Raw genomic sequence first — 23,204 nt, 5'->3', positions numbered from 1 at the left:
GTACTACCACTCACCATCATCGGCACGCTGTTGAGTTCTCAAAGAACACACCCACACCAGAACCCCAGCACCAACCAGGCACCAAAACCCCGGGGAGTCATCTCTTCGTCTTGCTGATGTTCTCTACTTTAGCAGGACCGTTTTTCGGCTTTTTCAGGGGGGTCGACCTCGCGGTCACCCGCACCTGGTCAGCCGATGCACCGACCTGCTCTAAAGTTGAGGACCACCCGAACACTCGGTTCCGGTGCGACCACCGCCCGGTCCGTTTCCGGCCCGTTCCGCGCTGGCGAAGAGAAATCTACAGGACGCTGACGGACGCTTGAACAAGGCCCCCTCCTAGCGAGGAAGCTGCAGGTCATGCCGGTTCTACCCGGCGATGCCGGCGACCCTGGCTCACACCTTCGGGTCGTACCCGCCTCGAAGCTGTCCGCAATCGAGGCGTCGGCTCCTCTTCCAAGCGAGGCCCGGACAGTGCCGGCCGATCCGCCCCGCGTTCCAGGAGATCCGATGACCGCCGCAATCGCCGCCCCGCAAGCGACGCCCGCACCGGCAGATCCGGCTTCGACCGCTCGGCCGGAACCGACCGACCACGGTGACCAGCCGGCAGGCCGTACTTCCTCGGCACTGGCCCGCTACTTGGGCGGGCCGATCGTGGACGTGCTGCTCGGACGCCGGCCGCTGAGCCAGGTCCGCCCGCGGATCACCCGCCCGGTGCAGAACCTGCTCAACGCACCGTCGTTCCGCGGACTGGTGCGTGAACCGGGTCTGCGGCTGTGCTCCTTGCACGCCTGCGCGATCACGCCGGACCACGTCGAAGGCTGCGCCGTCATCGGATCCGACCTGCGCACCCGCGCGGTCGTGCTGCGTTGGGAAAGGAGTCCGCACGGATGGTTGTGCACCTTCCTGTGCACGGTGTGAGAGGTCCAGGCCCGGACACACCGCTGCCCCGCGCTCCTCGAGCGCGGGGCAGGGAATGTTCGTGCGTCAGGCGACGTTCAGCTGCGCTTGTTCTTCTTGGCTTCACGCGCGGCCGCCCGCCGCTCGCGGCGGGTTCCGTTCTGACCGGACTGGCCGCCGTTCTGCTCCCCGCTGGTCTCAACACCACCGGACTCGGCGGGACCGGAGTAGCTGAGCCTGCGGTCCGGCTGCTCGAAGCCCTGGCCGCCGAACGCCTGCGGTTTCGCGCCGTCACCGCCCTGCGGAGCGTCGCCGAGCTGGCTCAGCGCCGGACCGGCCGAGGAACGGGAACGCTTCGACCTCGGCTGCGCGGCCTGCGGTGCACCGCCCGCGGGCTGCGCACCGGCTGCCTGCGGAACCGCCTGCTGCACGTCGGTCGGGAAGTCGGAGCCGTCGGAACTGCTCACCGACACCGGAACCGACGGCTCCTGCGCTGGCTCCGGCTCGGCCGCCTCGACCTGCACGTTGAACAGGAAGCCGACCGACTCCTCCTTGAGCGCCTCGAGCATCGCGTGGAACATGTCGAAGCCCTCGCGGCGGTACTCGACCAGCGGGTCGCGCTGCGCCATCGCCCGCAACCCGATGCCCTCCTTGAGGTAATCCATCTCGTAGAGGTGTTCGCGCCACTTGCGGTCCAGCACGCTGAGCACCACGCGTCGCTCCAGCTCGCGCATCGCGCCGACGCCGACCTTGCCGTCGACCTCCGCTTCCCGCCGGTCGTAGGCGTCGCGGGCGTCGGCGAGGACCGCTTCGAGCAACCGCTCCTTGGTCACGTCCTCCTCGGTCTCGAGCAGCTCCTCCCAGTCCAGCTGGACCGGGTAGAGGGCCTTGAGCGCCGTCCAGAGCTTCTCGAAGTCCCAGTCCTCCGCGTAGCCCTCCGCGGTGGCGCCGTTGACGTAGGCGCCGACCACGTCGTTGATCATGTGCTGGATCTGCTCGCGGAGATCCTCGCCCTCGAGCACCCGGCGGCGCTCGGTGTAGATGACCGAACGCTGCTGGTTCATCACCTCGTCGTACTTGAGGACGTTCTTGCGGATCTCCATGTTCTGCTGCTCGACCTGGGTCTGCGCACTGCGGATCGCCCGGGTCACCATCTTGTGCTCGATCGGGACCTCGTCGGGCACCTTGAGCCGGGTCATCACCGTCTCGACCATCGCGGCGTTGAACCGGCGCATCAGCTCGTCACCGAGCGAGAGGTAGAACCGGGACTCGCCAGGGTCGCCCTGCCGGCCGGAACGACCGCGCAGCTGGTTGTCGATCCGGCGCGACTCGTGCCGTTCGGTACCGAGCACGTAGAGGCCACCGGCCTCCCTGACCTCGTCGGCCTCCGCCTTGACCTGCGACTTGAGCCGCTCCACGGTGCCGGGCCACTCGGCTTCGTACTGCTCGCGGTGCTGCACCGGGTCCAGGCCGCGGCGGCGCAGTTCGGTGTCGGCGAGGTGGTCGACGTTGCCACCGAGCACGATGTCGGTACCGCGACCGGCCATGTTCGTGGCCACCGTGACCGAGCCCTTGCGCCCGGCCTCGGCGATGATCCCGGCTTCCGATTCGTGGTGCTTGGCGTTCAGCACGCTGTGCGGCACGCTCTTCTTGGTCAGCAGCTTCGCCAGGTACTCGGAGTGCTCGACGCTGGTGGTGCCGACCAGCACCGGCTGGCCCTTGCGGTTCTTCTCCTCGATGTCGTCGGCGACGGCCGCGAACTTCGCGGCCTCGCTCTTGTAGACCAGGTCCGGCTGGTCCGCGCGGACCATCGGTTCGTTGGTGGGGACGGTGACCACGCCGAGCTTGTAGGTGGCCTGGAACTCGGCCGCTTCGGTCTGCGCGGTACCGGTCATGCCCGCGAGCTTCTCGTAGAGCCGGAAGTAGTTCTGCAGCGTGATCGTGGCCAGGGTCTGGTTCTCGGCCTTGATCTCGACGCCTTCCTTGGCCTCGATCGCCTGGTGCATTCCCTCGTTGTAGCGACGACCGTGCAGGACGCGGCCGGTGAACTCGTCGACGATGGCCACTTCGCCGTCCCGGACGATGTAGTCCTTGTCGCGCTTGTAGAGCTCCTTGGCCTTGACCGCGTTGTTCAGGTAGCCGACCAGCGGCGTGTTCTCGGCCTCGTAGAGGTTCTCGATGCCGAGCTGGTCTTCGACGATCGAGACGCCGTCCTCGGTGATGCCGACCGTGCGCTTGCGCTCGTCGACCTCGTAGTGGTCGTCCTTGCGCAGCATCGGCGCGATCCGGGCGAACTCCTGGTACCAGCGCGAGGACTGGTCGGCGGGACCGGAGATGATCAGCGGCGTCCGGGCCTCGTCGATGAGGATCGAGTCGACCTCGTCGACCACGGAGAAGAAGTGCCCGCGCTGCACGCAGTCGGCCAGGCTCCAAGCCATGTTGTCGCGCAGGTAGTCGAAGCCGAACTCGTTGTTCGTTCCGTAAGTGATGTCGGCGGCGTACGCGGCCTTGCGCTGCTCCGGAGGCAGGTCCGCCACGATCGCTGCGACGTCCAGGCCGAGGAAGCGGTGCACCCGGCCCATCCAGTCGGCGTCGCGCTTGGCCAGGTAGTCGTTGACCGTGACCACGTGCACGCCCTTGCCCGCGATGGCGTTGAGGTACGCGGGCAGCACGCAGGTCAGGGTCTTGCCTTCACCGGTCTTCATCTCGGCGATCTGGCCGAGGTGCAGCGCGGCACCACCCATGACCTGCACGTCGAAGTGGCGCTGACCCAGCGTGCGCTGGGCACCCTCGCGGGCGACGGCGAACGCCTCGGGCAGCAGCTCGTCCAGCGACTCGCCATCCTGGTGGCGGCGCTTGAACTCGTCGGTCTTGGCCCGCAGATCTGCGTCGGAGAGCGCGACCACTCCGTCTTCGAGCTCGTTGATGTGCGCCGCGATGGCGCGCAGGCGCTTGAGCGTCTTGCCCTCGCCGGCGCGGAGCAGTCGGGACAGGACCATCCGGTCGACCTCACTAGCTGATCGTGATGCGTCCGTCACGGACGCCTTATGGTCATCGTATTAGAGCCGGTTGCAGGGGCGGCGTTCGATCACAACGGCTGGGCGTGGCGCCGCTGAACGTGAACCGTCCCCCGCGCACCACGGTACGCGGGGGACGGCGAGTGGGGTCCGGCCTTGGCGCAGAGTCGCCTACGGCCGGTGCGGTGCCGATGCCTGCCTGCGGCGTCCCGCCGCGGCCTGCGCCCGGCTCCGCTCGGTCAGCAGGCGAGTCGGATCACCCCGTAGTCGAATCCTCTGCGCCGGTACACCACGCTCGGCCGCCCGGTGTCGGCGTCGAAGAACATGTAGAAGTCGTGGCCGACCAGCTCCATCTGGTAGAGGGCTTGATCGACGGTCATCGGCGTCGCCGGGTGCTCCTTCTCCCGCACGATCCGGCCTGGTTCGTCCTCGCGGGTTTCCGCGCTCCAGCGCGGCTCGGGCACGGTCCCGGCGCGGTCTGGTGCGGTGCTGCTCGCCTCCGTGCCGGGATCGCCGGCAGTCGGCACGTCGGCCGCTTCCCGCTGTTGTCCGGACCCTGCCGAAGCAGCAGCTTCGGCGGGCGCTTCCAGCAGGCCGACGCCGCCGGAATTCGCCGTGGCGACGGTCTGCTCGGCGTTGGCCGAGGTCGCTTGCGCAACGGAGATCGGGTTGCGCTTCCCGTAGTGCACCTTCCTGCGGTCGTGCATCCGGCGAAGCCGGTTCTCCAGCTTGGTCGTCGCCGAGTCGAGGGCGGAGTAGAAGTCGCCTGCGCAAGCCTCGGCGCGCACGGCGCCGCCACGCCCTTTGACGGTGATCTCGACGCGCTGGCAGTTCTTCGCCTGGCGCGGGTTGCGTTCGTGGTTGAGCTCCACGTCCGCCCGGATGGTCTTTCTGTCGTACCGTTCCACTCGGGCCAGCTTTTCCGCGACGTGCTCCCGGTAGTGCTCGGGAACCTCGACGTTACGGCCCTTGACGACGATGTCCATTCACGACCTCCGTTCCTCGCGTAATCCGTGGTCGATGCGCACGGGGCACCGGAACAGCGGCGCGATCAGCTCGCCTCCGGTGCCAGGGACATGGGTTCTTCACTCCTTCCCACAGCCCGGGTACAGCTGAATGTGCTGCACGTTAGCTTGATTCGAGATCGGGTAACAGACCCCGGGACGAGCGACGTCAAGCCACCACCCAGCGTGATGAGCACGGCTGAGAGGGCGAATGCGGGACGCACTGAACGGTGCTTGCGCGAACTTCGACGTCGACCACGTCTCACTCCATCGGGCGAACATAGCCCGGCTCTCGACTACGGGGCGCCACGTGCCGTCGTGACACTGCACTTCGGTCGTCGTACCGCCCGCACTGCGCACACTCAAGCAACGAATGGCGTTCCGGGCTGAGTTCCACCCGCACGCCGTACGAGCTGACAACGCCCGATCGAGTTACCCCGGAGTCGCGGTCAGCAGCAGCGCCACGGTCGTGGGAGCGCCTCCCGCGGACAGCGCGTGCGCGCAGCTCGCCAGAGTCGCGCCGCTGGTCAGGACGTCGTCGATGAGCAGAACCGGGGCACCGGGCGGAGGTAGCCCGGAAGGCCGCGCGAGCACCTGGCCGCTCAGGTTGTGCAGCCGCTGTGCCGGGTCGAGCCCGACCGAGTCGCGCGCTCCCGGACGGATCACCAGGCAGTCCGCGACCGAGGCGTGCAGGCCGAGCGCGGTCAGCTCCTCGACGGCGCGGTGCGCAACGCGCGTCATGTGCGCACCGCCGCGGCGACGGGAGGTGATCGTCCGAGACGGTGCAGGCACCACGTACCAAGGCGACCGCAGGTGCGCTCCCTCGCGGGAACCAGACGGCCGGTCGGCGGGGTCCGCACCGGCGGGCAGCGACTCCGCCCAATCGAGCAACGCGCGGAGCCCACCGGCGAGCGCTCGGCCGAACGGTTCGGCGAGGTCGCGACGCCCGGAAGCCTTGTAGGCCACGACCGCCCGGCGCGGCGCGCCGCGGTACTTGCCCAGTGCGAACACCGGCGGGTCGGGTCCTGCTCCGGGGATGGCGGGCAGCTCCCGGTGCACTCGGCGCGGCCCGCCGAGTTCACGGGCGCAGCCGCGGCACCAGCTGATTCCGGGCGTGCCGCATCCGGCGCAGCGCAGCGGCAGCATCAGGTCCACCAGGCCGGAAATCGCGGTGGCCAAGCCGGAGAAGCCTGGAGCACCGAAGGCGCGGTCGCGCACTCCTCGGGGCCCGTGTCGACGCACGGACAATGTCGATCGAGTCATGCCGGGATCGTGCGCGATCCACCGGGCCGACTCACCCGCGCGTGTCGGCGCACGCCCGCGGCTCCGGACCGGGCCGGCCGGAAACGCCAGGTCAGCCGGGAATGCCGGTCCAGCCGGAAAACAGGTCGGTCAGAAGCCGGATCAGCCGGGGAAGAACGGGATGGAACCGCCGCTCTGCCCGGGCAACAGCTGCCACCCGTCCAGCAGGCTCCACACCGGGTCCGACTCCCCGGCCTCCCACAACCCGCTCTGGTCGGAGACCACGACCCGGCGTCCCGGCCCCACGGTCACGGCGGTCACCGGCTGGTTCAGGTTCGCCGAGGCGTACTCGTTCCACTCGAAGCCGTCCACCGACACCTTCATGACCGGCGAGGAGTTGCTGTCGGTGGTGGCCACCAGCGAACGGTCCGTGAGCCAGTCGACCCCGGTGATGTTCGTGTACGCGCCCAGCTGCACCGGGTGCCGCAGCGCGAACCGCCCGTCCTTCTCCACCACGCCCGCGACGACCAACCGGCCGTCGACCACGGCCGCAGCCCGGGTTCCGTCGCGGGACAGCCGCAACTCCTTGATGTCCCCGACCCGGCCGAACTCGGAGATGTCCACCGGTGCTGCGGTCCACGACCCGCCATTGCGCACCGCGCGGTACACGTCGCGGCCGTTGACCACGGCCCAGACCTCGTTCTCGCCGCGCCAGCTGGGCCTGCTCATGAAGTTGCCGGGCAAGCCGACCGCGGGCATCGCCTCGCCGTAGGGACCGACGCGCAGCTCGACGCCGCCTGCGGTGCGGGTGACCGCGGCGAGCTGCCCGCCGTCGGCGGACTGGGCGGCCTCCACGACCTTGTACTGAGCACCCGCTCCCGCCGGTCCGGGGATCGGCCGGGCCGGCCGATCCAGCGCGTAAAGCCGCTCGTCGGCGACCGCCAGACCGGGCAGCTCCGGATTCACCGCGTTCGCGCTCTCGTAGGAGACGACGTCGGTGGGCCGCAGTTCCTGCTTGTCCGGCAGCAGCGGCACGCCCTCCTCCTGCAACCGCACCCGCGCCTTGCTGACCGTCTGCAGCGACAGCACGACCTGCGCGGCGATCAGCCGCCGCGTCTCCGGCGGCAGGTCCCCGAGCTCGCTGAAGTTGACCACCAGTGCGGCGTCGTCGGCCTCGCTGACGTTGGTCTTCGGGTCGGTACCGGGCGGCAGCTCGCTGTACATGGCGCCGCGGAAGCCCTCCGACGGCCCTGCGGTGAGCAGTTCGATCACCCGCCGCGGCAGCGTGCTCTCCGGTTTCGAGACGACGTAGCGCAGGTCGGGCACGACCCGGGAGCGCTCGTGGTCGACGAAGTAGATCGGCACCTGCATGTAGTCCTGCTTGAACGAGCTGCGGCTGAGCACCATCTCCGGCGGCGGCGAGGCGATCCGCCACTGCCCTTCGGCATCCCGCTCGACCCGCAGCTGCACCTGGTACGGCCCGCTGTCCGGGGCGAACGACGAGTCCGGGCGCAGGTGCCCGACTTTGTCCGCCTGCAGGCTCACCAGCTGCACGTTCGCCGGCTGGTTCGGCACCGGCGGTACCGGGATGGTGTCCACGTCGTCGACGATCATGAGCGAGTTCGACGGCCGCCAGGCCCGCCGCGCGGCATCGGTCAGGTGCAGCCTGCCCGCCTCGTAGTCGCTTTCCGGAGTCGCCCCGGAGTCGACGAACCTGCGCACGATGTCCAGCGGGTCCACGCCCTTCGGCGGCGGCTTGATCGAAACCGGGCTGCTGCCCTCCTCCATCGGCCACACCGCGACCGGGTCGGAGCTTTCCGGGATCGAGGCGCACGCGGTCATCGGCAGCACGGCCAGCAACAGCGCGACGAGTCCACGGCCGGTCACCGGATCTCCTCCCGAGAACGTTCCGGTTCGGACAGCCGCGCCGGGCCGGTGTCGGTGACCTCGGCTTCGCCTGCCTCCAGTTCCTTGGGCGCGTCGACGGTGCGGGCCAGCAGCGCGCCCGGGGCGGCGATCCGGCGGCTGACCGGCAACGACAGCGGGCTTTCGGCGAACTCCTGCCCGGGCGTCCGCGGCAGCGTGAGCCGGAAGCAGGACCCGGCGCCCGGTTCGCCCCAGGCGTCCAGGGCGCCGCCGTGCAGCCGGGCGTCCTCGGAGCTGATCGACAGGCCCAGCCCGGTGCCGCCGGTGCGGCGGTTGCGGGACGGGTCGGCGCGCCAGAACCGGGTGAACACCAGGTCCGCCTCGCCGGGCCGCAGACCGACGCCGTAGTCGCGGATGCTCACCGCGACCGCGTCCTCGCCGGAGCCGAAGCGGATCTCCACCGGACCGCCCTCGGCGTGGTCGATGGCGTTGGCGACGAGGTTGCGCACGATCCGCTCCAGCCGCCGCGCGTCGGCGACGAGGTTGAGGTCCTGGTTCTCGCCGGGCACCTCCACCCGCAGCGGGACACCGCTGGTCTCGGCGATGGCGCGCACCGAATCGACCGCGCCCTGCACGATCTCGGGCAGGTGCAGCGGTTCCGGCGAGAGCTCGGCGACCCCGGCATCCAGCCGGGAGATCTCCAGCAGGTCGGCCAGCAGCGCCTCGAACCGGTCCAGTTCGTCGACCAGCAGCTCGGTGGAGCGCGCCAGCCCGGCCGGGAACTGCTCGCGGGAGGCGTGCAGCACGTCGGCGGCCATCCGGACCGTGGTCAGCGGGGTGCGCAGTTCGTGCGAGACGTCCGAGGTGAACCGGCGTTGCAGCTGGCCGAACTCCTCCAGCTGCTGGATCTGCTGCTTGAGGCTGTCGGCCATCTCGTTGAACGACTCGGCCAGCCGGGCCACGTCGTCCTCGCCGATCACCCGCATCCGCTGGTCGAGGTCGCCGTCGGCGAGCCGCGCCGCGTTCTGCGCGGCCTGCCGCACCGGGCGCACCACCTGGCGGGTGACCAGGTTGGTGATCGCGCCGAGCAGCACCACCAGCACGAGCCCGCCGATCAGCAGCGTGCTCTGCACGACGTCGAGCGTGCGCTGCTCCGCGCTGAGCGGGAACAGCAGGTACGCCTGCAGCGAGCGGGTGGAGCTGCCGACCGGAGTGCCGACCACCAGCATCGTCACCTGGTTCGGCCCGCGGGAGACGGTGGTGATCTGGCGGGCGAGCTGGCCGCGTTCGACGAACCGCCGCAGCTCACCGGGCACGTCACCGATCGGTCCCGCGGCCGGTTGCGGCCGGCCCGGGGCCGCGGACGAACCGTCCACCAGCACCGGGTCGAAAACGCCTGCCACGGGCTGGCCGGTGGACCGGCCGGAGTTCGGGGTGGTGAGCCGGTTCAGCGCCTGCTCCAGCTGCTCGGAAACGTCGTCCGAGTTCGGGTCGACCGCGGTCAGCTCCCGCTCCAGCACCCCCACGCTGCTTCGGACCTGCGAGGTCGCGGCGCGCTCCTTGGCCTCCAGCAGCTGGTAGGTGATCTGCGTCAGCAGCACCATGCCCAGCACGAAGATCACCGCGGACGACAGCGCCAAGGTGCTCACGACCACGCGCAGCTGCATCGAGCGGCGCCACAGCAGCTCGAACCGCTGCCAGCGCTCGCGGAGTTCACCGCGCAGCAGCAGCGCCCGCTCGCGCAGCGCCGCCTTCGCGCGCACGGTCCGCCCGCTCACCGCGACAGTCCTGTTCGGACCACGCGGCGGGCGGTCACGGCGGTCCTGCCTTGTACCCGACGCCGCGCACCGTCAGGACCACCTCCGGGCGCTCCGGGTCGGTTTCCACTTTGGACCGCAGCCGCTGCACGTGGACGTTCACCAGGCGGGTGTCGGCGGCGTGCCGGTAACCCCAGACCTGCTCCAGCAGGACCTCGCGGGTGAACACCTGGCGCGGCTTGCGGGCCAGCGCGACCAGCAGATCGAACTCCAGCGGGGTCAGCGCTATCGGCACTCCCTCGCGGGTGACCTCGTGGCCGGGCACGTCGATGCTGAGGTCGCCGATGGCCAGCACCTCGGCCGGTTCGGCGTCGGTGCGGCGCAGCCGGGCGCGCAGCCGGGCGACGAGCTCCTTCGGCTTGAACGGCTTGACCACGTAGTCGTCGGCGCCGGATTCCAGCCCCAGCACGACGTCCACGGTGTCGCTCTTGGCGGTGAGCATCACGATCGGCACCACGGACTCGGTGCGGATCGCCTTGCACACGTCGATGCCGTTCATCCCGGGCAGCATCAGGTCCAGCAGCACCAGGTCCGGTTTGAGTTCGCGCAGCGCGGGCATCGCCTTGGTGCCGTCGCTGACCACGGCGGTCTCGAACCCTTCGCCGCGCAGGACGATGGTCAGCATTTCGGCCAGGGCCGGATCGTCGTCCACCACGAGCACGCGCGCCTTCATGCCCCACATGGTTGCACTTCTCACTCCCGGGTCTTGCACCACCCGTCGATCGTCACCGCAGGTCGCCGGGTATGCACCGAACCGCGAGCGAGGTGTACCGCCGAACGGGCGAGTCCGGGTCAGCGGGTGAGCAAACTGGCCAGCTCGGCGTAGTCCGGCCGGTCGCTGCCGTCGACCACGAGCCACGGCGACCACCACCCGGATTCGGCGAGTTGCGCGTAGACCTCGCCGACGCGCTGCTGCAGCGGGGCGTCCGACTCGAAGCTGTCGCGGTCGCGGTCCTGCTCGCGGCGTTCGCGGTGTTCGGCGCGATCGGCCGCGACGGTGGCCGGCACGTTCAGCAGCAGTTGCAGGTCGGGGCGGGGCGCGGCGAAGCGCTCGACCTCCAGCTCGTGGACCCAGCGCACGAACTCGCCGTCCGCGCCTTGGCGCAAGCGGGCCGCGCCGTAGGCGGCGTTCGATGCGACGTAGCGGTCCAGCAGCACGATGTCGTGCTCGGCGAGCTGCGCGCGCAGCGCTTCGACGGCGCCGCGGCGGTCCAGGGCGTAGAGCACCGCCATCCCGTACACGGATGCACCGAGATCACCGTGCGCGCCGTGCAGCGCCTCCCGCACCAGTTCGGCGTGCACATCGGTGTCGTAGCGGGGAAATGCGGCGTGCGACGAGGAAAACCCGCGCGCCCGCAGCTGTGCACCGAGACCTTCGGCGAGCGTGCGCTTGCCCGCGCCGTCCATTCCTTCGATCACGATGAGCCGCCCCACGCCGGGAAACGATACGCAGCGCCCGCGCGTACGCCGCCATTAGGGTTGCGCTGACTCGAAGATCATTCACTTGCCGATCGGCGTGCAGCACACTGACCGTCCGTGGCCTTCCCACCCTCCCCCGGTTACCGCAGCTTCCGCGACCACCTCGGTCCGCAGAATTGGCGCGCACTGCTGGACATCGGCACCCAGGCCCGCTTCGAGCCCGGGCAGACGGTGCTCAACCAAGGCGAAGAGGGCCACCACGTGCTGGCCGTGGTCCGCGGGGTGTGCAAGGTCGTCGCCGCCCGCCCGGACCGCGGGCAGGTGCTGCTCGCGGTGCGCGGGCCCGGCGACACGTTGGGCGAGTTCGCAGTGGTGGACCGGCAGCCGAGGTCGGCCAGCGTTTACGCGGTCACCGACGTGCGGGCGCACGTGCTGCGGGACGCCGAGTTCACGGCGTTCCTGCACCGCCGCAGGTTGGATCAGATGTTGACCAGCTACCTGAGCATGAAGCTGCGGTCGAACAGCAGCATGGTCTCCGAACTCGCCGGTGTTCCGGTGAAGGCCAAGGTCGCGTGGCTGCTGTGCCGGCTCGTCGCGGTCAGCGACACCGCGGGTTTCGTCCCGCTCTACCAGCACGACCTGGCCGAACTCCTCGGCGTGGCAAGGAGTTCGGTGGCGGCGAGCCTGGCGGACTTCCGCGCGGAGGGCTTGCTGCGCACCGAGCCGGGCGGCGTGCACCTGCTGGACGTGGACGCGCTGAGCCGGCACGTGCAAAGCTCCCGCCAATAGTGACGTCGATCACCACACGTCCGAGATCGGACACGAGCCACCGCACCGGTGGCCGATGGTGCTTCCAACAGCAAGTGCAGAGAGGACCGCCCGCGATGCCGAACCCCGACCCGCACCAGAACATCCGCCGCAGCAAGCAGCTGCCGCCGTACCGCGCGGTGTTCGCGGTGGACGTGCGGGATTTCAGCAGCAGCCCGAGCGCGCACCAGGAACAGCTCAGCAAGGACATCCCGCAGCTGCTCTCGCTCGCGTTCGAGCAGCGCGAATTGGGGCGGCTCTGGGACAACCGGGTGTTCGGCTCGTCCACCGGCGATGGCTACTACTTCGGGGTGGACGCGGTGGACACGCCGTTCCTGGTGGATCCGTTCCTCGGCGAGCTGCAGGAAGTGCTCGAAGCCCACGACGAGGTCGTCCGCGCGCGCAGCCGGGACCTGCGGCTGCGGCTGCGCGCGAGCGTCCACATCGGACCGGTGCCGGAAGCCGGGCCCGCGACGGCGATGAACGAGACGCACCGGCTGCTGGACTCCGAGCCGGTGCGGGCAGTGCTCGCCGACTCCGACCCGGACGTGACCTTCCTGGCCGCGATCCTGTCCGAGCGGGTCTACACCGACGTCGTCGCAGGCGACTACGTCAAGCAGCGGCCCAGCCAGTTCGCCAAGAACACGTTGCAGGTCAAGAGCTACCAAGGGACCGGCTACCTCTACACCCCGAAGCCGTCGGCGAATCCGCAGCGGCTCGGCCAGATCGAGGGACTGACGCCGGTGCAGAGCGAGGACGTCGCCGAAGCGCAGCAGCGCCGCGCCGAACCGGACAAGCCGCAGCACGTGCACAACGAATTCAGCGGCAACGGCGGTTCGGGAATAGTGATCCAGGCCGGCCGGATGGGCGACGTACACGGACCCGGGTCCCGCTGAGCATCTCCAGCGGAACCCGTCTGAAGGGACCGAGGAGCCGCGGCGGGGACGGCTCCTCGGTCCCGTTGCGTTCGTCGGTCGACGTCGGCGCGAGCAGGGGAACTCCGTCGCGATCTTGCGCACAACGGGCGTCCGCGGCACTGCCGTGCGCGCGAGGTTTTCCCACCGTTCGCCGCGAAAACGGGACACCGCCGCGCCCGCGCCGCCACAATCGAGTGGCCAATCGCTCGCCACGAGCCGATGCGCGGTGGACAATCACCAGCACGTGATCATGATCCACCTTGCGGCCGGGAGGACACAGTGCAGATACCGGGGCCGGACACCCGCGTGGTCGAACTGCGGGTGCACGGCATCCTGGGCACCACCGGGGAGGAGCTCACCGACTCGGTGGCCTCCGTGGACGTCGCGGGCGACGGGGTGGGGCGCATCGTGCGCCCCGCCGACCGGCTGCTGCGGCCGGTGCCCGGGCCGATGCTGACCGCGGGCGACCGCACCGTGCCGCGCATCGTCGAAGGTTACGTGTGGGGCGGGATGACTTCCGGCGGGTTGTCCAAGGCCACTTGGGCGCTGCTGTTCCCGTTCGCGTTGAGCAACGTCGCGCACTGGATGCTGCCACCGCCGCGGCCGGAAGACCGCATCGGCAAGGCGCTCGGGACGGTGCTGCGGGCGCTGCTGCGGCTCGGCGCGCTGCTGCTGACGATGCTGTTCGTCGCGCAGCTCGCCGTGGTGCTGCTGGACATGGTCGCTGCGCAATGTCTCCGGCCGAATGCGCAGTGCCTGAGTTTCGTGCCGGAGTCGGTGCGGGAACTGACCTCGCTGCGTTCGATCGCCGCGATGCTCCTGCTCGGATTGTTCGTGCTGTTGATGCACTGGCTCTCCAGCGTGTCGTGGAAGTTGTCGAACGCGTTCAAAACAGCAGGCCAGCGAGGCGGCAAAGCGCAGCACTCGGGCCGCGCACCGCTGCTGCCCGGTGCGAACGTGGTGGCCGACCCGGACACCCCGGCGCTGCGCGCGCTGCACGTGACCGGTGCGCTGGCCGTGCTGGCGTCGCTGGCGCTCGGTGGACCGCTCGCGCCGAGCCCCGATCCGCGCTGGCTGCTGGCCGAAGCGCTGCTGGTGCTCTCGGTGGTCGGCACGGTGCTGCTGGACGACCCGACCGGGATGGGTTCGGGCGCGTTCGCGCAGCTGCTGCGCGGGCTGCTGAGCAAGGCGGCGCGACGCAGCTCGATGATCGTGGCGGCCGTGCTGGTGGCGAGCGTGGCGGTCCTGCCCGGCGAGCTGAACGGGCCGCTGCCGGGCTCGGACCCCACCGTCAGCGCGATCGTGATCGCGCTGCTGGTCGTCTGCCTGGTCGTGGCGGTGCTGCTGGTGCCCGCCGCGCTGCTCGCGCGCGGGAACTGGTCCTCGGTGCCGCGCGAGCTGCGTCCGTGGGCGGGCGGCTGGATGGCGGCGCCGATGCTGATGCTGGCCGCCATGCTCGGTGTCGGCTTCGGCTCCGGGCTGGCGCTGAGCCTGCGCCAAGCGCTGCGCGCCGAGCAGCTGCGGCTGCCCACCTCCTACGACGAGGTCACCTTCTTCTGGGGCAGCGCGGCGATCCTGCTCGCGCTCGGCAGCGCCGGGCTCGGCGCCTGGGCGTGGATCCGGCGGCTGTTGTTCAAGCCGGACGACAGCGTTCCCGAGCAGGTCTCGCTGCTGCACGCGGGCAGGCAGCAGGACCAGCGCAGCGCGGCCGGTTCCTGGCACGTGGCGGACGTGCAGCGCCGCTACTCGCACCACGTGCTGCTGCTGGTGGCAGCGGTGCTGGCGGTCAGCAGCACGTTGTCGCTGATGTTGCGGGCGTGGATGGTGCGGGCCGAGTGGGCGGACTGGATCCGCGGGCTGGGCGTGCTCGCGCTGGGCGTGCTCGCGGTCGGACTGCTGCGGATGGTGCAGATGGCCGCGCGGGAACGGACCGCCGGGCGCTACCTGGGCATCCTGTGCGATCTGACGTTGTTCTGGCCGCGCGAGGCGCATCCCGTGGTACCGCCGTGCTACGCGCTGAAGGTGGTGCCGGAACTCGCCGCGCGAGCCGCCGAGCACCTCGCCGAACCGGACACCCGCGTGGTGCTCGTCGGGCACAGCCAGGGCAGCCTGCTCGCCGCGGTGGCGACCGCGCGGCTGCTGGAATCGTTGCCGGAGGCCGATCGGGAACGGGTCGGCCTGGTCACCGCCGGTTCGCAACTGCAGTGGGCCTACCCGCGCGCGTTCCCGGGCGTGGTGCCGCACCGGTCGTTGCGGGATCTCGCCGGATCTCTCGGCGGCCGCTGGCGGTCGCTGTGCCGCGGTACCGATCCGCTCGGCGGGGCGGTCACCACCTGGAACCGGCAGGTCTTCGACGGGATGCTGATCGGGGTGGGACTGCGTCCCGACGGCACCCAGGGACCGCTGCCGCCCGCCACGCGGGGGCCGACCGGAGCGCTGGTGCTCGGTGGTGACCACTGGCTGCCGGACCCGCAGCGGGGGCCGTTCTCGTTCCGCCGGTGGGTTCCCGGGGTGCTGGGGCACTCGGATTACAGCGGTGATCCGGAATGGGATCGGGCGGTCGCGATGGCCGCGGGCCTGGAGATCCCGGTGCGCGGCGCGACGTTGCCGCTGCGCACGCCGGCCGTGGCGCAGGCGGCGGATCCGCTCGGGGCGGTGGCGCAGCACGGGCAGGCGAAGCCCGCCGCGACGTCGACGGCCGTGGCCGAAGCCGAGGCGCCGGTCGACGATCCGCTCCCGGAACTGCTCGACAACGACGCGGCGGACGAGCCGCAGCCGGATGCTCCGGAGCGTTCCGAGCTGCCGGAGATCACCGAGCCGCGCGGCCGGGTCGCCCCGTGGGAACGCGGCGGTGCCCAGCGCACCGCTCCGCGCGCGGACTGAGCCGCTGGGCGGTCGGCCCGCGCCCACATCCGCGAGCGAGCGCGGAACGGAGCGGACGCCGCGCGCCCGGTGGCTCCTTCGAACGGCTCGTCCCGAACGGTTCGCACGTTCCCGGCACGGCTGGCCCGCCGCAACGGGCCGACGCGCCCGCGCACCACCTGATCAGCAGGGTCCGTTCCGGGGCGAACGGACCGCTGGTCCGACAAGAACGGGCGAACAGGTCGTTCACCCCGGGCGAAGCTGCGATGCGCGGCTCGCGGCGGAGACGCTGCGGAACAACAAGCGGCCCCGCCCACCCGAGCCGGGTGAGCGGGGCCGTGTCGCAGCGGAACTCAGACGGAGCCGCCCGCGGAGACCTCACCGCGCTGGCGCGCACCGAGCCGCGAGTGGTTGCGGCCGTACAGGAAGTACACCACCACGCCGGCGATCATCCACACCACGAACCGCACCCAGGTCAGCGCGGTCAGGTTCAGCATCAGCCACAGGCAGGAGATGATCGCCAGCACCGGGATCAACGGCACCAGCGGCGCCCGGAACCCGCGCGGCAGGTCCGGCCGGGAACGCCGCAGGACGATCACCCCGGCGGAGACCAGGATGAACGCGAACAGCGTGCCGACGTTGACCATCTCTTCGAGCTTGTCCGCCGGGAAGAACGCCGACGCCAGCGCCACCACGACACCGACCAGCACGGTGGCGCGCACCGGCGTGCCGCGCTCCTCGTCGGTCTTGGCCAGCCCGCGCGGCAGCAGCCCGTCGCGGGACATCGCGAACAGGATCCGCACCTGCCCGAGGAACATCACCATCACGACCGTGGTCAGACCGGCCAGCGCGCCGACGGTGATCACGCTCGCCGCCCAGGTGACGCCGTGGATCTGGAACGCGGTGGCCAGCGTCGCCTTCTCATCGCCCTGCGTGGCCAGCTGCGTGTAGTTGACCATCCCGGTCACCACGATCGCCACGGCCACGTACAGCACGGTGACGATGGCCAGCGAGCCGAAGATGCCGCGCGGGGCGTCCCGCTGCGGGTTGCGGGTCTCCTCCGCGGTGGTGGCCACCACGTCGAACCCGATGAACGCGAAGAACACCAGCGAAGCGCCCGCCAGCAGGCCGAAAACGCCGAAGTTGCTGGTCGTGCCGCCGAGCAGCAGCGAAAGCAGCGACTGGTCCAGCTTCGAGGCGTCCTCGACCGCACCCTGCGCCGGCGGGATGAACGGCGAGTAGTTGTCGGAGTTGACGTAGGACAGACCCGCCACCACGACCAGCAGGACCACGAACACCTTGAGGGTGCTGATCACCAGGCTGACTCGCGCGGAGAGCTTGGTCCCCGCCGCGAGCACCGTGGTCAGGATCGCGACCAGCAGCAGCGCGCCCCAGTCGAACTGCAACGGCCCGAGGTCGAACTTCGTCTGCGCGCCCTCGAGCCCGATCAGGCCCAGCACCTGCTGCAGGTAGGTCGACCAGCCCTTGCTCACCGCCGCTGCCGCCACGGCGAACTCCAGGATCAGGTCCCAGCCGATGATCCACGCGATGAACTCGCCGAACGTCGCGTAGGAGTAGGTGTAGGCGCTGCCCGCGACCGGCACGGTGGAGGCGAACTCCGCGTAGCAGACCGCGGCGAGCCCGCACGCGATGGCGGCGATCAAGAACGACACCGAGACCGACGGCCCCGTGATGTCCCCGGCGGTCGACGCGGCGAGGGTGAAGATCCCCGCGCCGACGACGACCGAGACACCGAACACGATCAGGTCCCATGCGCCGAGGTTCTTGCGCAGCTTGGTGTCCGGCTCGTCGGTGTCCTTGATCGATTGCTCGACCGACTTGGTCCGCCACAGCCCAGTTCCTGGCACTGTCGCCCTCCTCTTCCAACCCGAATGGTGGAACGCACCCTAACGCGGGAGTGTTGCACCGGAAGCGCTGAAAAACAGTGTGGGCCGCACCATTCGTTAATGCTCTGTGACCGCTCCGGCCACCCGGCGGACACCGTGATCGTCCGATTGCTACCGATCGATCACATTGCGCACACACGACCCGCGCCGTCGCAGGTAGGCGCGGCTGGGGCTGAACAAATTCCCGGTATTCCCGCGATCTCCGCGAAAGCGACGGCGGGGTCCGGGCAGAAGCGGCCGATCGCATTCGTCGCGCGGTCGGATCAGTCCTGTTTCGCGGTCTTCTGCTCGGACGTGCGGTCCAGGTCCGGCTCGAGGTAGATCAGCTTGGCCGCGGGCACCTTCTCCCGCACCCGGGCCTCCGCGGCATCGATCTCCAGCGCGACGTCCGCGACCGGCAGCGCGGGCTCCAGCTCGATCTTCGCCGCGACCAGCAGCTCGTCCGGCCCGAGGTACTGGGTGCGGATGTGGATCACCTTGCGCACCCGGTCACCGCGCAGCCCGGCGACGATGTCGTCCAGCACGGCCGGGGCGGCGCCCTCCCCGATCAGCAGGCTCTTCGTCTCCACGATCAGCACGACCGCGATCACGCCGAGCAGCACGCCGATGCCCATCGTGCCGATGCCGTCGAAGACCGGATTACCGGTCAGCACGCTCAGCCCCACACCACCCAGCGCGAACACCAAGCCGAGCAGCGCGCCTGCGTCCTCCAGCAGCACCACCGGCAGCTCCGGGGTCTTGGCCTGCCGGATGAACTGCCACCAGCTCAGCCCGCCCTTGAGCTCGCGGGACTCCATGATCGCGGTGCGGAAGCTGTAGGTCTCCAGCCCGATCGCGATCAGCAGGATCACCACCGCGACCAGCGGGCTGGTCAACGGCTCCGGGTGCTCGATCTTGTGGAAGCCCTCGTAGAGGGCGAACACCGAGCCGAGGCTGAACAGCAGCAGCGCCACGACGAACGAGTAGAAGAACCGGTCCCGGCCGTAGCCGAACGGGTGTTCCTCGGTCGGTTTGCGCTGCGAGGTCTTCTTGCCCACCAGCAGCAGGCCCTGGTTGGCGGTGTCCGCGACCGAGTGCACCGACTCCGCCAGCATCGACGAGGAACCGGTGAACAGGAACCCGCCGAATTTGGCCACCGCGATGCCCGCGTTCGCGGACAGGGCCGCCAGGATCGCCTTGGTACCGCCGCCTGCTGACACGATGTCGCTCCCCAACCACTAGATCGCCGAAGTTCCTAGATCGTCACGAGTTGCCTGGGAATGTACCTGCGCGCCCCGTGGCGCCGAGCCGGTATCCGCGGATCCGCGCGTACCGGGCGAACAGCCCTCAATTGCCGGTCGCCGCGCGGAAGATCTGCGCCGTGCCGTCCACGCAAGCAGGCGTCGCCAGCACCTCCGGGTCGGACGCGGCCAGCCACACCGACTCGCCCTTGGCCAGCTGAAGATCCGGCAGCGAACCGTCCTGCGTGCGCAACCGCACCCCGCCCTTGGTGCACAGCACGATCTGCGGGCCGCCCGAGTCCAGCCGCACCGGTGCCGAAGCCGCCGGGGACCAGTCCACCCGGGACAGCTCGAACTCCTCGGCGGGCGTCCGGTAGACGGTCAGGTTCGCGTCCAGCGACTCGCCCTTGTGCACCCGCATGTCCGCGCAGGTGAAGTCCAGCACCCGCAGCAGCTCCGGCACGTTGACGTACTTCGGCGTCAACCCGCAGCGCAGGATGTTGTCCGAGTTCGCGAGGATCTCCACACCGGTGCCGTGCAGGTAGGCGTGCAGGTTCCCGGCGGGCAGGAAGATCGCCTCGCCCGGCTGCAGCACCAGCCGGTTCAGCAGCAGGCTCGCCAGCACGCCCGCGTCGTTCGGGTACGCCTCCCCCAGCTCCAGCACCGTTCGGCATTCCAGGGCGAACTCGCCGTGCTCGCGCACGTGCCGCACGCAGGCGTCCAACAGCTCCGGCATGAGTTCGCGCAGGTAGTGCTCGGGCAGCGTGATCCACGTCGTGAACAGGGCGCGCAACCCCTCCGCGTCCGGCTGGGCGGCCAGCAGACCGGTGTGCGCGCGCAGGCTCGGCACGTCCAGTTCGCCCAGCAACCGCACGGTGCGGTGCGCGTCGCGAAAGCCGGCCAGCGCGTGGAACTCGGTCAGCGCGCAGATCAGCTCGGGCTTCGCGGTCGGATCCGGGTAGTTGCGGTCCGGGGCGTTGCGCGGCAGCCCGGCGCGTTCCTCCCGTTCGAAGCCCTCCGCGGCCTGCTCCGCCGACGGGTGCGCCTGCAGGCTCAACGGCTCGTCGGCGGCGAGCACCTTCAGCATGAACGGCAGCCGGTGGCCCCAGCGGCCGGTGCATTCCGCGCCGAGGTGGTGCGCCGGGTCGGCGCCCAGCAGCTGCAGCAAGGACTCCTCGGTGCCGTCCGGGCGCACCAGCTTCGACGAATCGCCCGGGTGCGCGCCCATCCACAGCTCGGCCTCCGGATGCGGGGTGGGGACGGGCCGCCCGAGCAGATCCGCGATAGCGGTACGCGAGCCCCACGCGTAGGGGCGCACCGCGTTCCGCAGTAACTCCACAGTCGTTCTCGCTTCCTTCGCGGCTCTCCTCGGACGCGAACCGCGGCACCGCCGCGCCGTCCACTCGCCTCAGCCCACTCGCTTCGAGCCCACTCGCTTTAAGCCCACTCGCGTAAGCACTGCACCAGGGTCGATTCCGGCAGCACAGCGCGAACCGCCGGTCAGTGCACCGCCAGCGCCTGCCTGCCGGGCCCGCCCAGCGTGCCCGTCGCCAAGCCGAGGTAGACCGCGGCCAGGTCGAACCGCGCGGCCAGCAGCGCCGAGCGCAACACCGCGTCGTCGCGCACCGCCTCGCCCGGGCTGATCAGGTCGGCGCTGGGCAGCGCTTGCACCGCGGCCCGCTCCGCCGCTTCGGCGTGAGCGTCGTAGCGGGCGCTGACCAGGAAGATCCGGTGCGCGGCCGCCGAGACCTCGTCCGGGTCGGCGAACACGTCCGAACCGGCCTCCGCCGCCTGCCGGTACAACGCGGGACGCGCCACCGCCTGCTGGTAGCCGACCGCATCGCAGGCCATCCCGGCGTGCGCGCCGAGCGCGTAGCCGCCGTGCCGGGCCACCGCCGTCGACACCGGGTCCAGGCCCCACAGCAACGGCGCGTGCTCGGCCAGTCGCAGCGCCAGCGACTTCGCCGGGTTCGTCAGCGGCTCGTGCCGCGGGCTCGCGCGTTCGGCCTCCTGGTCCAGCTCGTCGGCCAGCGCGTCGGTGTCGCAGCGCACCAGCCCGAGCGCGTCGAGCACGGCGAGACCGACGGTGAGCACGTGCGCGAAGGTGAGTTCGTCCGGCACCGGGATCCGCGGCGCCACGACCTTCGCGCGGCCCGCTCCGGAAGCTGCGACCGGCCCTTCCTCCGGAGCCGCCAGCACCACCGACGTGCCCCGGCGGGCCGCGGTCGCCACCGACTCCGCCAGCACCGGATCGCCCGGGTCGGCGGTGTGCGCGAAGACCACGTCCAGCGGGCCCACCCAGGCGGGAACCCGCTCCCCCACGAAAACCGGGACCGGGCAGGACGGGCCGGTCAGCGCCGCCAGCAGCTCGCACACCGCCGGTCCGACACCGGGACGGGCGGCCAGCACCAGCGACCGCGGACGCTCATCGGCGATGTCGTCCAAGCCGGCCACCGCTTCGGCCGTCGCGCGCACCTGCGCGCCGGCCAGCGCGGCCGAGCGCAGCAGTCCGCGCGCATCCGCCGCCGCGATCCGGTCCGGGTCGTCGAACAGGCTGTCGTCGAGCACCGGGGGTCACCTCTCCCCGGGACTGCCCGCGTCCCCGGAACCGCCCGCGTCGGGGCCTCCAACGGCCTCCTCCAGCAGCAGCACCGGGATCCCGTCCCGCACCGGAAAACCGCGACCGCATTCGCTGCAGGTCAGGTAGTCCGCCTGCGCGTCACCGGCCGAACCGGCGCGCAACGCACCGCCCTCGCCCGGGCAGGCCAGGATCTCCAGCAACTTCGGTTCCAGGTCCACGGCCACTTTCCCTCCCAAGATCGCACCCGCTGCGGCGGCGCTCAGCCCCGCACCACCGCGAGCACCTCGTCGCGCAACGCGGCCACCGCCGCGGCGTCCGGTGCCTCCACGTTCAGCCGCAGCAGCGGCTCGGTGTTCGAGGGACGCAGGTTGAACCAGGCACCGTCCGCCAGCTCCACGGTAAGCCCGTCCAGTTCGTCGATTCGAGCTCCGTTGCGATCCCGGTAGGTCTCGGCGACCGCCCGCAGCCTGCCGTCCGGGTCCTGGACCGTCGAATTGATCTCACCGGAGGCCGCGTAGCGGGAGTAGTCGGCCATCAGCGCCGACAGCGGGCCGTCCTGCCCGCCGAGCGCGGCCAGCACGTGCAGCGCGGCCAGCATCCCGGAGTCGGCCTTCCAGAACTCGCGGAAGTAGTAGTGCGCGGAGTGCTCGCCGCCGAAGATCGCACCGGTCTCGGCCATGGTCTGCTTGATGAACGAGTGCCCCACCCGGGTGCGCATCGGCTCGCCGCCGTGCTCGGCGACGATCTCCGGCACCGCGTTCGAGGTGATCAGGTTGTGGATCACCGTCGCGCCCGGCTCCTTGGCCAGCTCGCGCACCGCGACCAGCGCGGTGATCGCGCTCGGCGCGACCGGGTCGGCGTTCTCGTCGACCACGAAGCAGCGGTCGGCGTCCCCGTCGAAGGCCAGCCCGGCGTCCGCGCCGACCTCGCGCACCTTCGCCTGCAGGTCCACCAGGTTCGCCGGGTCCAGCGGGTTCGCCTCGTGGTTCGGGAACGTGCCGTCCAGCTCGAAGTACAGCGGCACGACCTCGATCGGCAGGTCCTCGAACACGGTCGGCACGGTGTGCCCGGCCATCCCGTTGCCCGCGTCGACCACGATCTTCAGCGGACGCACGCCGCGCAGGTCCACCAGCTCGCGCAGGAAGTTCGCGTAGTCGGCGACCATGCCGCGCTCGGTGGCGCTGCCCTTGGCGCCGAGGAACTCCGGCACGCCGTGCGCGACCAGCTCCTGGATCTCGGACAGCCCGCTGTCCTGCCCGACCGGCGCCGCGCCCGAGCGGCACAGCTTGATGCCGTTGTAGCGGGCCGGGTTGTGGCTGGCGGTGAACATCGCGCCCGGCAGCTCCAGCGTGCCGGAGGCGAAGTAGAGCAGGTCCGTGCTCGCCAGCCCGATCGAGATCACGTCCACGCCCTGGCCGGTGACGCCCTCGGCGAAGGCGGCGGCCAGCCGGGGCGACGACTCGCGCATGTCGTGGCCCACGATCACGGCTGGTCCGCCGACGAGCCTGGTGAAAGCCGCGCCGATCTCGCGCACCGAGTCGGCGTCCAGCTGCTCGTCCACCACCCCGCGGATGTCGTACGCCTTGACGATCTCCGACAGGTCCCGCACGCGGCACACCCCTACGTAGTCCGACCAACCTCGCTTGCG

17 protein-coding genes are annotated in these 23,204 nt (G+C 70.6%); 4 read left to right on the top strand and 13 right to left on the bottom strand.

Annotated elements, in window-relative coordinates:
- Window positions 1-507 precede the first annotated feature (507 nt).
- Entirely contained in the window at window positions 508-918 is a 411-nt protein-coding gene (locus tag INP57_RS28905) for an Rv3235 family protein (protein ID WP_200073542.1), read from the top strand.
- A 77-nt stretch (window positions 919-995) separates the two neighbouring features.
- On the opposite strand, the gene secA is transcribed toward INP57_RS28905, so the two are convergent.
- The 7 genes from secA to INP57_RS28870 form a co-directional block, all read right to left on the bottom strand.
- Complete coding sequence (gene secA / locus INP57_RS28900; RefSeq protein WP_200073541.1) at window positions 996-3,896, bottom strand: preprotein translocase subunit SecA; 2,901 nt, start codon at window positions 3,894-3,896, stop codon at window positions 996-998.
- 257 nt (window positions 3,897-4,153) lie between these two features.
- Complete coding sequence (gene hpf, locus INP57_RS28895; protein WP_200073540.1) at window positions 4,154-4,900, bottom strand: ribosome hibernation-promoting factor, HPF/YfiA family; 747 nt, start codon at window positions 4,898-4,900, stop codon at window positions 4,154-4,156.
- A 450-nt stretch (window positions 4,901-5,350) separates the two neighbouring features.
- Window positions 5,351-6,097: a ComF family protein gene (locus tag INP57_RS28890; RefSeq protein WP_200073539.1), complete on the bottom strand. Its 747-nt coding sequence runs from the start codon at window positions 6,095-6,097 to the stop codon at window positions 5,351-5,353.
- A gap of 225 nt (window positions 6,098-6,322) precedes the next feature.
- Window positions 6,323-8,047, bottom strand: a complete 1,725-nt coding sequence (locus INP57_RS28885; RefSeq protein WP_307850342.1) for an LpqB family beta-propeller domain-containing protein — start codon at window positions 8,045-8,047, stop codon at window positions 6,323-6,325.
- Window positions 8,044-9,804, bottom strand: coding sequence for an MtrAB system histidine kinase MtrB (gene mtrB, locus INP57_RS28880; RefSeq protein ID WP_374220989.1), 1,761 nt, complete (start codon window positions 9,802-9,804; stop codon window positions 8,044-8,046). Before mtrB ends, INP57_RS28885 begins: the two co-directional genes overlap by 4 nt.
- A gap of 34 nt (window positions 9,805-9,838) precedes the next feature.
- Window positions 9,839-10,516 carry an MtrAB system response regulator MtrA gene (mtrA, locus tag INP57_RS28875; RefSeq protein WP_233628696.1) on the bottom strand — a complete coding sequence of 226 codons (678 nt, stop codon included), beginning with the start codon at window positions 10,514-10,516 and terminating at the stop codon, window positions 9,839-9,841.
- Window positions 10,517-10,635: 119 nt separating this feature from the next.
- Entirely contained in the window at window positions 10,636-11,277 is a 642-nt protein-coding gene (locus INP57_RS28870) for a dTMP kinase (RefSeq protein WP_200073537.1), read from the bottom strand.
- Between the two features lie 102 nt (window positions 11,278-11,379).
- Between INP57_RS28870 and INP57_RS28865 the strand changes: the two genes are divergently transcribed.
- The 3 genes from INP57_RS28865 to INP57_RS28855 all read left to right on the top strand — a co-directional run bounded on the left by INP57_RS28865 (window position 11,380) and on the right by INP57_RS28855 (window position 15,869).
- Window positions 11,380-12,051, top strand: coding sequence for a Crp/Fnr family transcriptional regulator (locus INP57_RS28865; RefSeq protein WP_200073536.1), 672 nt, complete (start codon window positions 11,380-11,382; stop codon window positions 12,049-12,051).
- 95 nt (window positions 12,052-12,146) lie between these two features.
- Window positions 12,147-12,965 carry a hypothetical protein gene (locus INP57_RS28860; protein ID WP_200073535.1) on the top strand — a complete coding sequence of 273 codons (819 nt, stop codon included), beginning with the start codon at window positions 12,147-12,149 and terminating at the stop codon, window positions 12,963-12,965.
- Between the two features lie 300 nt (window positions 12,966-13,265).
- The gene (locus INP57_RS28855) at window positions 13,266-15,869 is read left to right on the top strand and encodes a hypothetical protein (RefSeq protein ID WP_200073534.1); all 2,604 of its coding nucleotides are present in this window, start codon (window positions 13,266-13,268) and stop codon (window positions 15,867-15,869) included.
- 332 nt (window positions 15,870-16,201) lie between these two features.
- On the opposite strand, the gene INP57_RS28850 is transcribed toward INP57_RS28855, so the two are convergent.
- From INP57_RS28850 to INP57_RS28825, 6 genes are all read right to left on the bottom strand, one after another.
- Window positions 16,202-17,716 (bottom strand): amino acid permease, encoded by a 1,515-nt coding sequence (locus tag INP57_RS28850; RefSeq protein WP_200073533.1) that lies wholly within the window; start codon window positions 17,714-17,716, stop codon window positions 16,202-16,204.
- A 302-nt stretch (window positions 17,717-18,018) separates the two neighbouring features.
- Complete coding sequence (locus tag INP57_RS28845; protein WP_200073532.1) at window positions 18,019-18,954, bottom strand: cation diffusion facilitator family transporter; 936 nt, start codon at window positions 18,952-18,954, stop codon at window positions 18,019-18,021.
- A gap of 127 nt (window positions 18,955-19,081) precedes the next feature.
- Window positions 19,082-20,314, bottom strand: a complete 1,233-nt coding sequence (manA, locus tag INP57_RS28840) for a mannose-6-phosphate isomerase, class I (protein ID WP_200073531.1) — start codon at window positions 20,312-20,314, stop codon at window positions 19,082-19,084.
- Between the two features lie 161 nt (window positions 20,315-20,475).
- A complete protein-coding gene (locus INP57_RS28835) occupies window positions 20,476-21,543 on the bottom strand; it encodes a hypothetical protein (RefSeq protein ID WP_200073530.1) in 1,068 nt (355 codons plus the stop codon).
- Between the two features lie 6 nt (window positions 21,544-21,549).
- Complete coding sequence (locus INP57_RS28830; RefSeq protein WP_374220988.1) at window positions 21,550-21,774, bottom strand: Trm112 family protein; 225 nt, start codon at window positions 21,772-21,774, stop codon at window positions 21,550-21,552.
- A gap of 41 nt (window positions 21,775-21,815) precedes the next feature.
- A complete protein-coding gene (locus INP57_RS28825) occupies window positions 21,816-23,165 on the bottom strand; it encodes a phosphomannomutase/phosphoglucomutase (protein WP_200073528.1) in 1,350 nt (449 codons plus the stop codon).
- Window positions 23,166-23,204 lie beyond the last annotated feature (39 nt).

Origin of the sequence: Saccharopolyspora galaxeae (genome assembly GCF_016526145.1) — a bacterium.
GTDB classification, from domain to species: domain Bacteria; phylum Actinomycetota; class Actinomycetes; order Mycobacteriales; family Pseudonocardiaceae; genus Saccharopolyspora_C; species Saccharopolyspora_C galaxeae.
The sequence above is the reverse complement of the archived record's forward strand: the minus strand, read 5'-3'. Positions and strand labels throughout refer to the sequence as shown.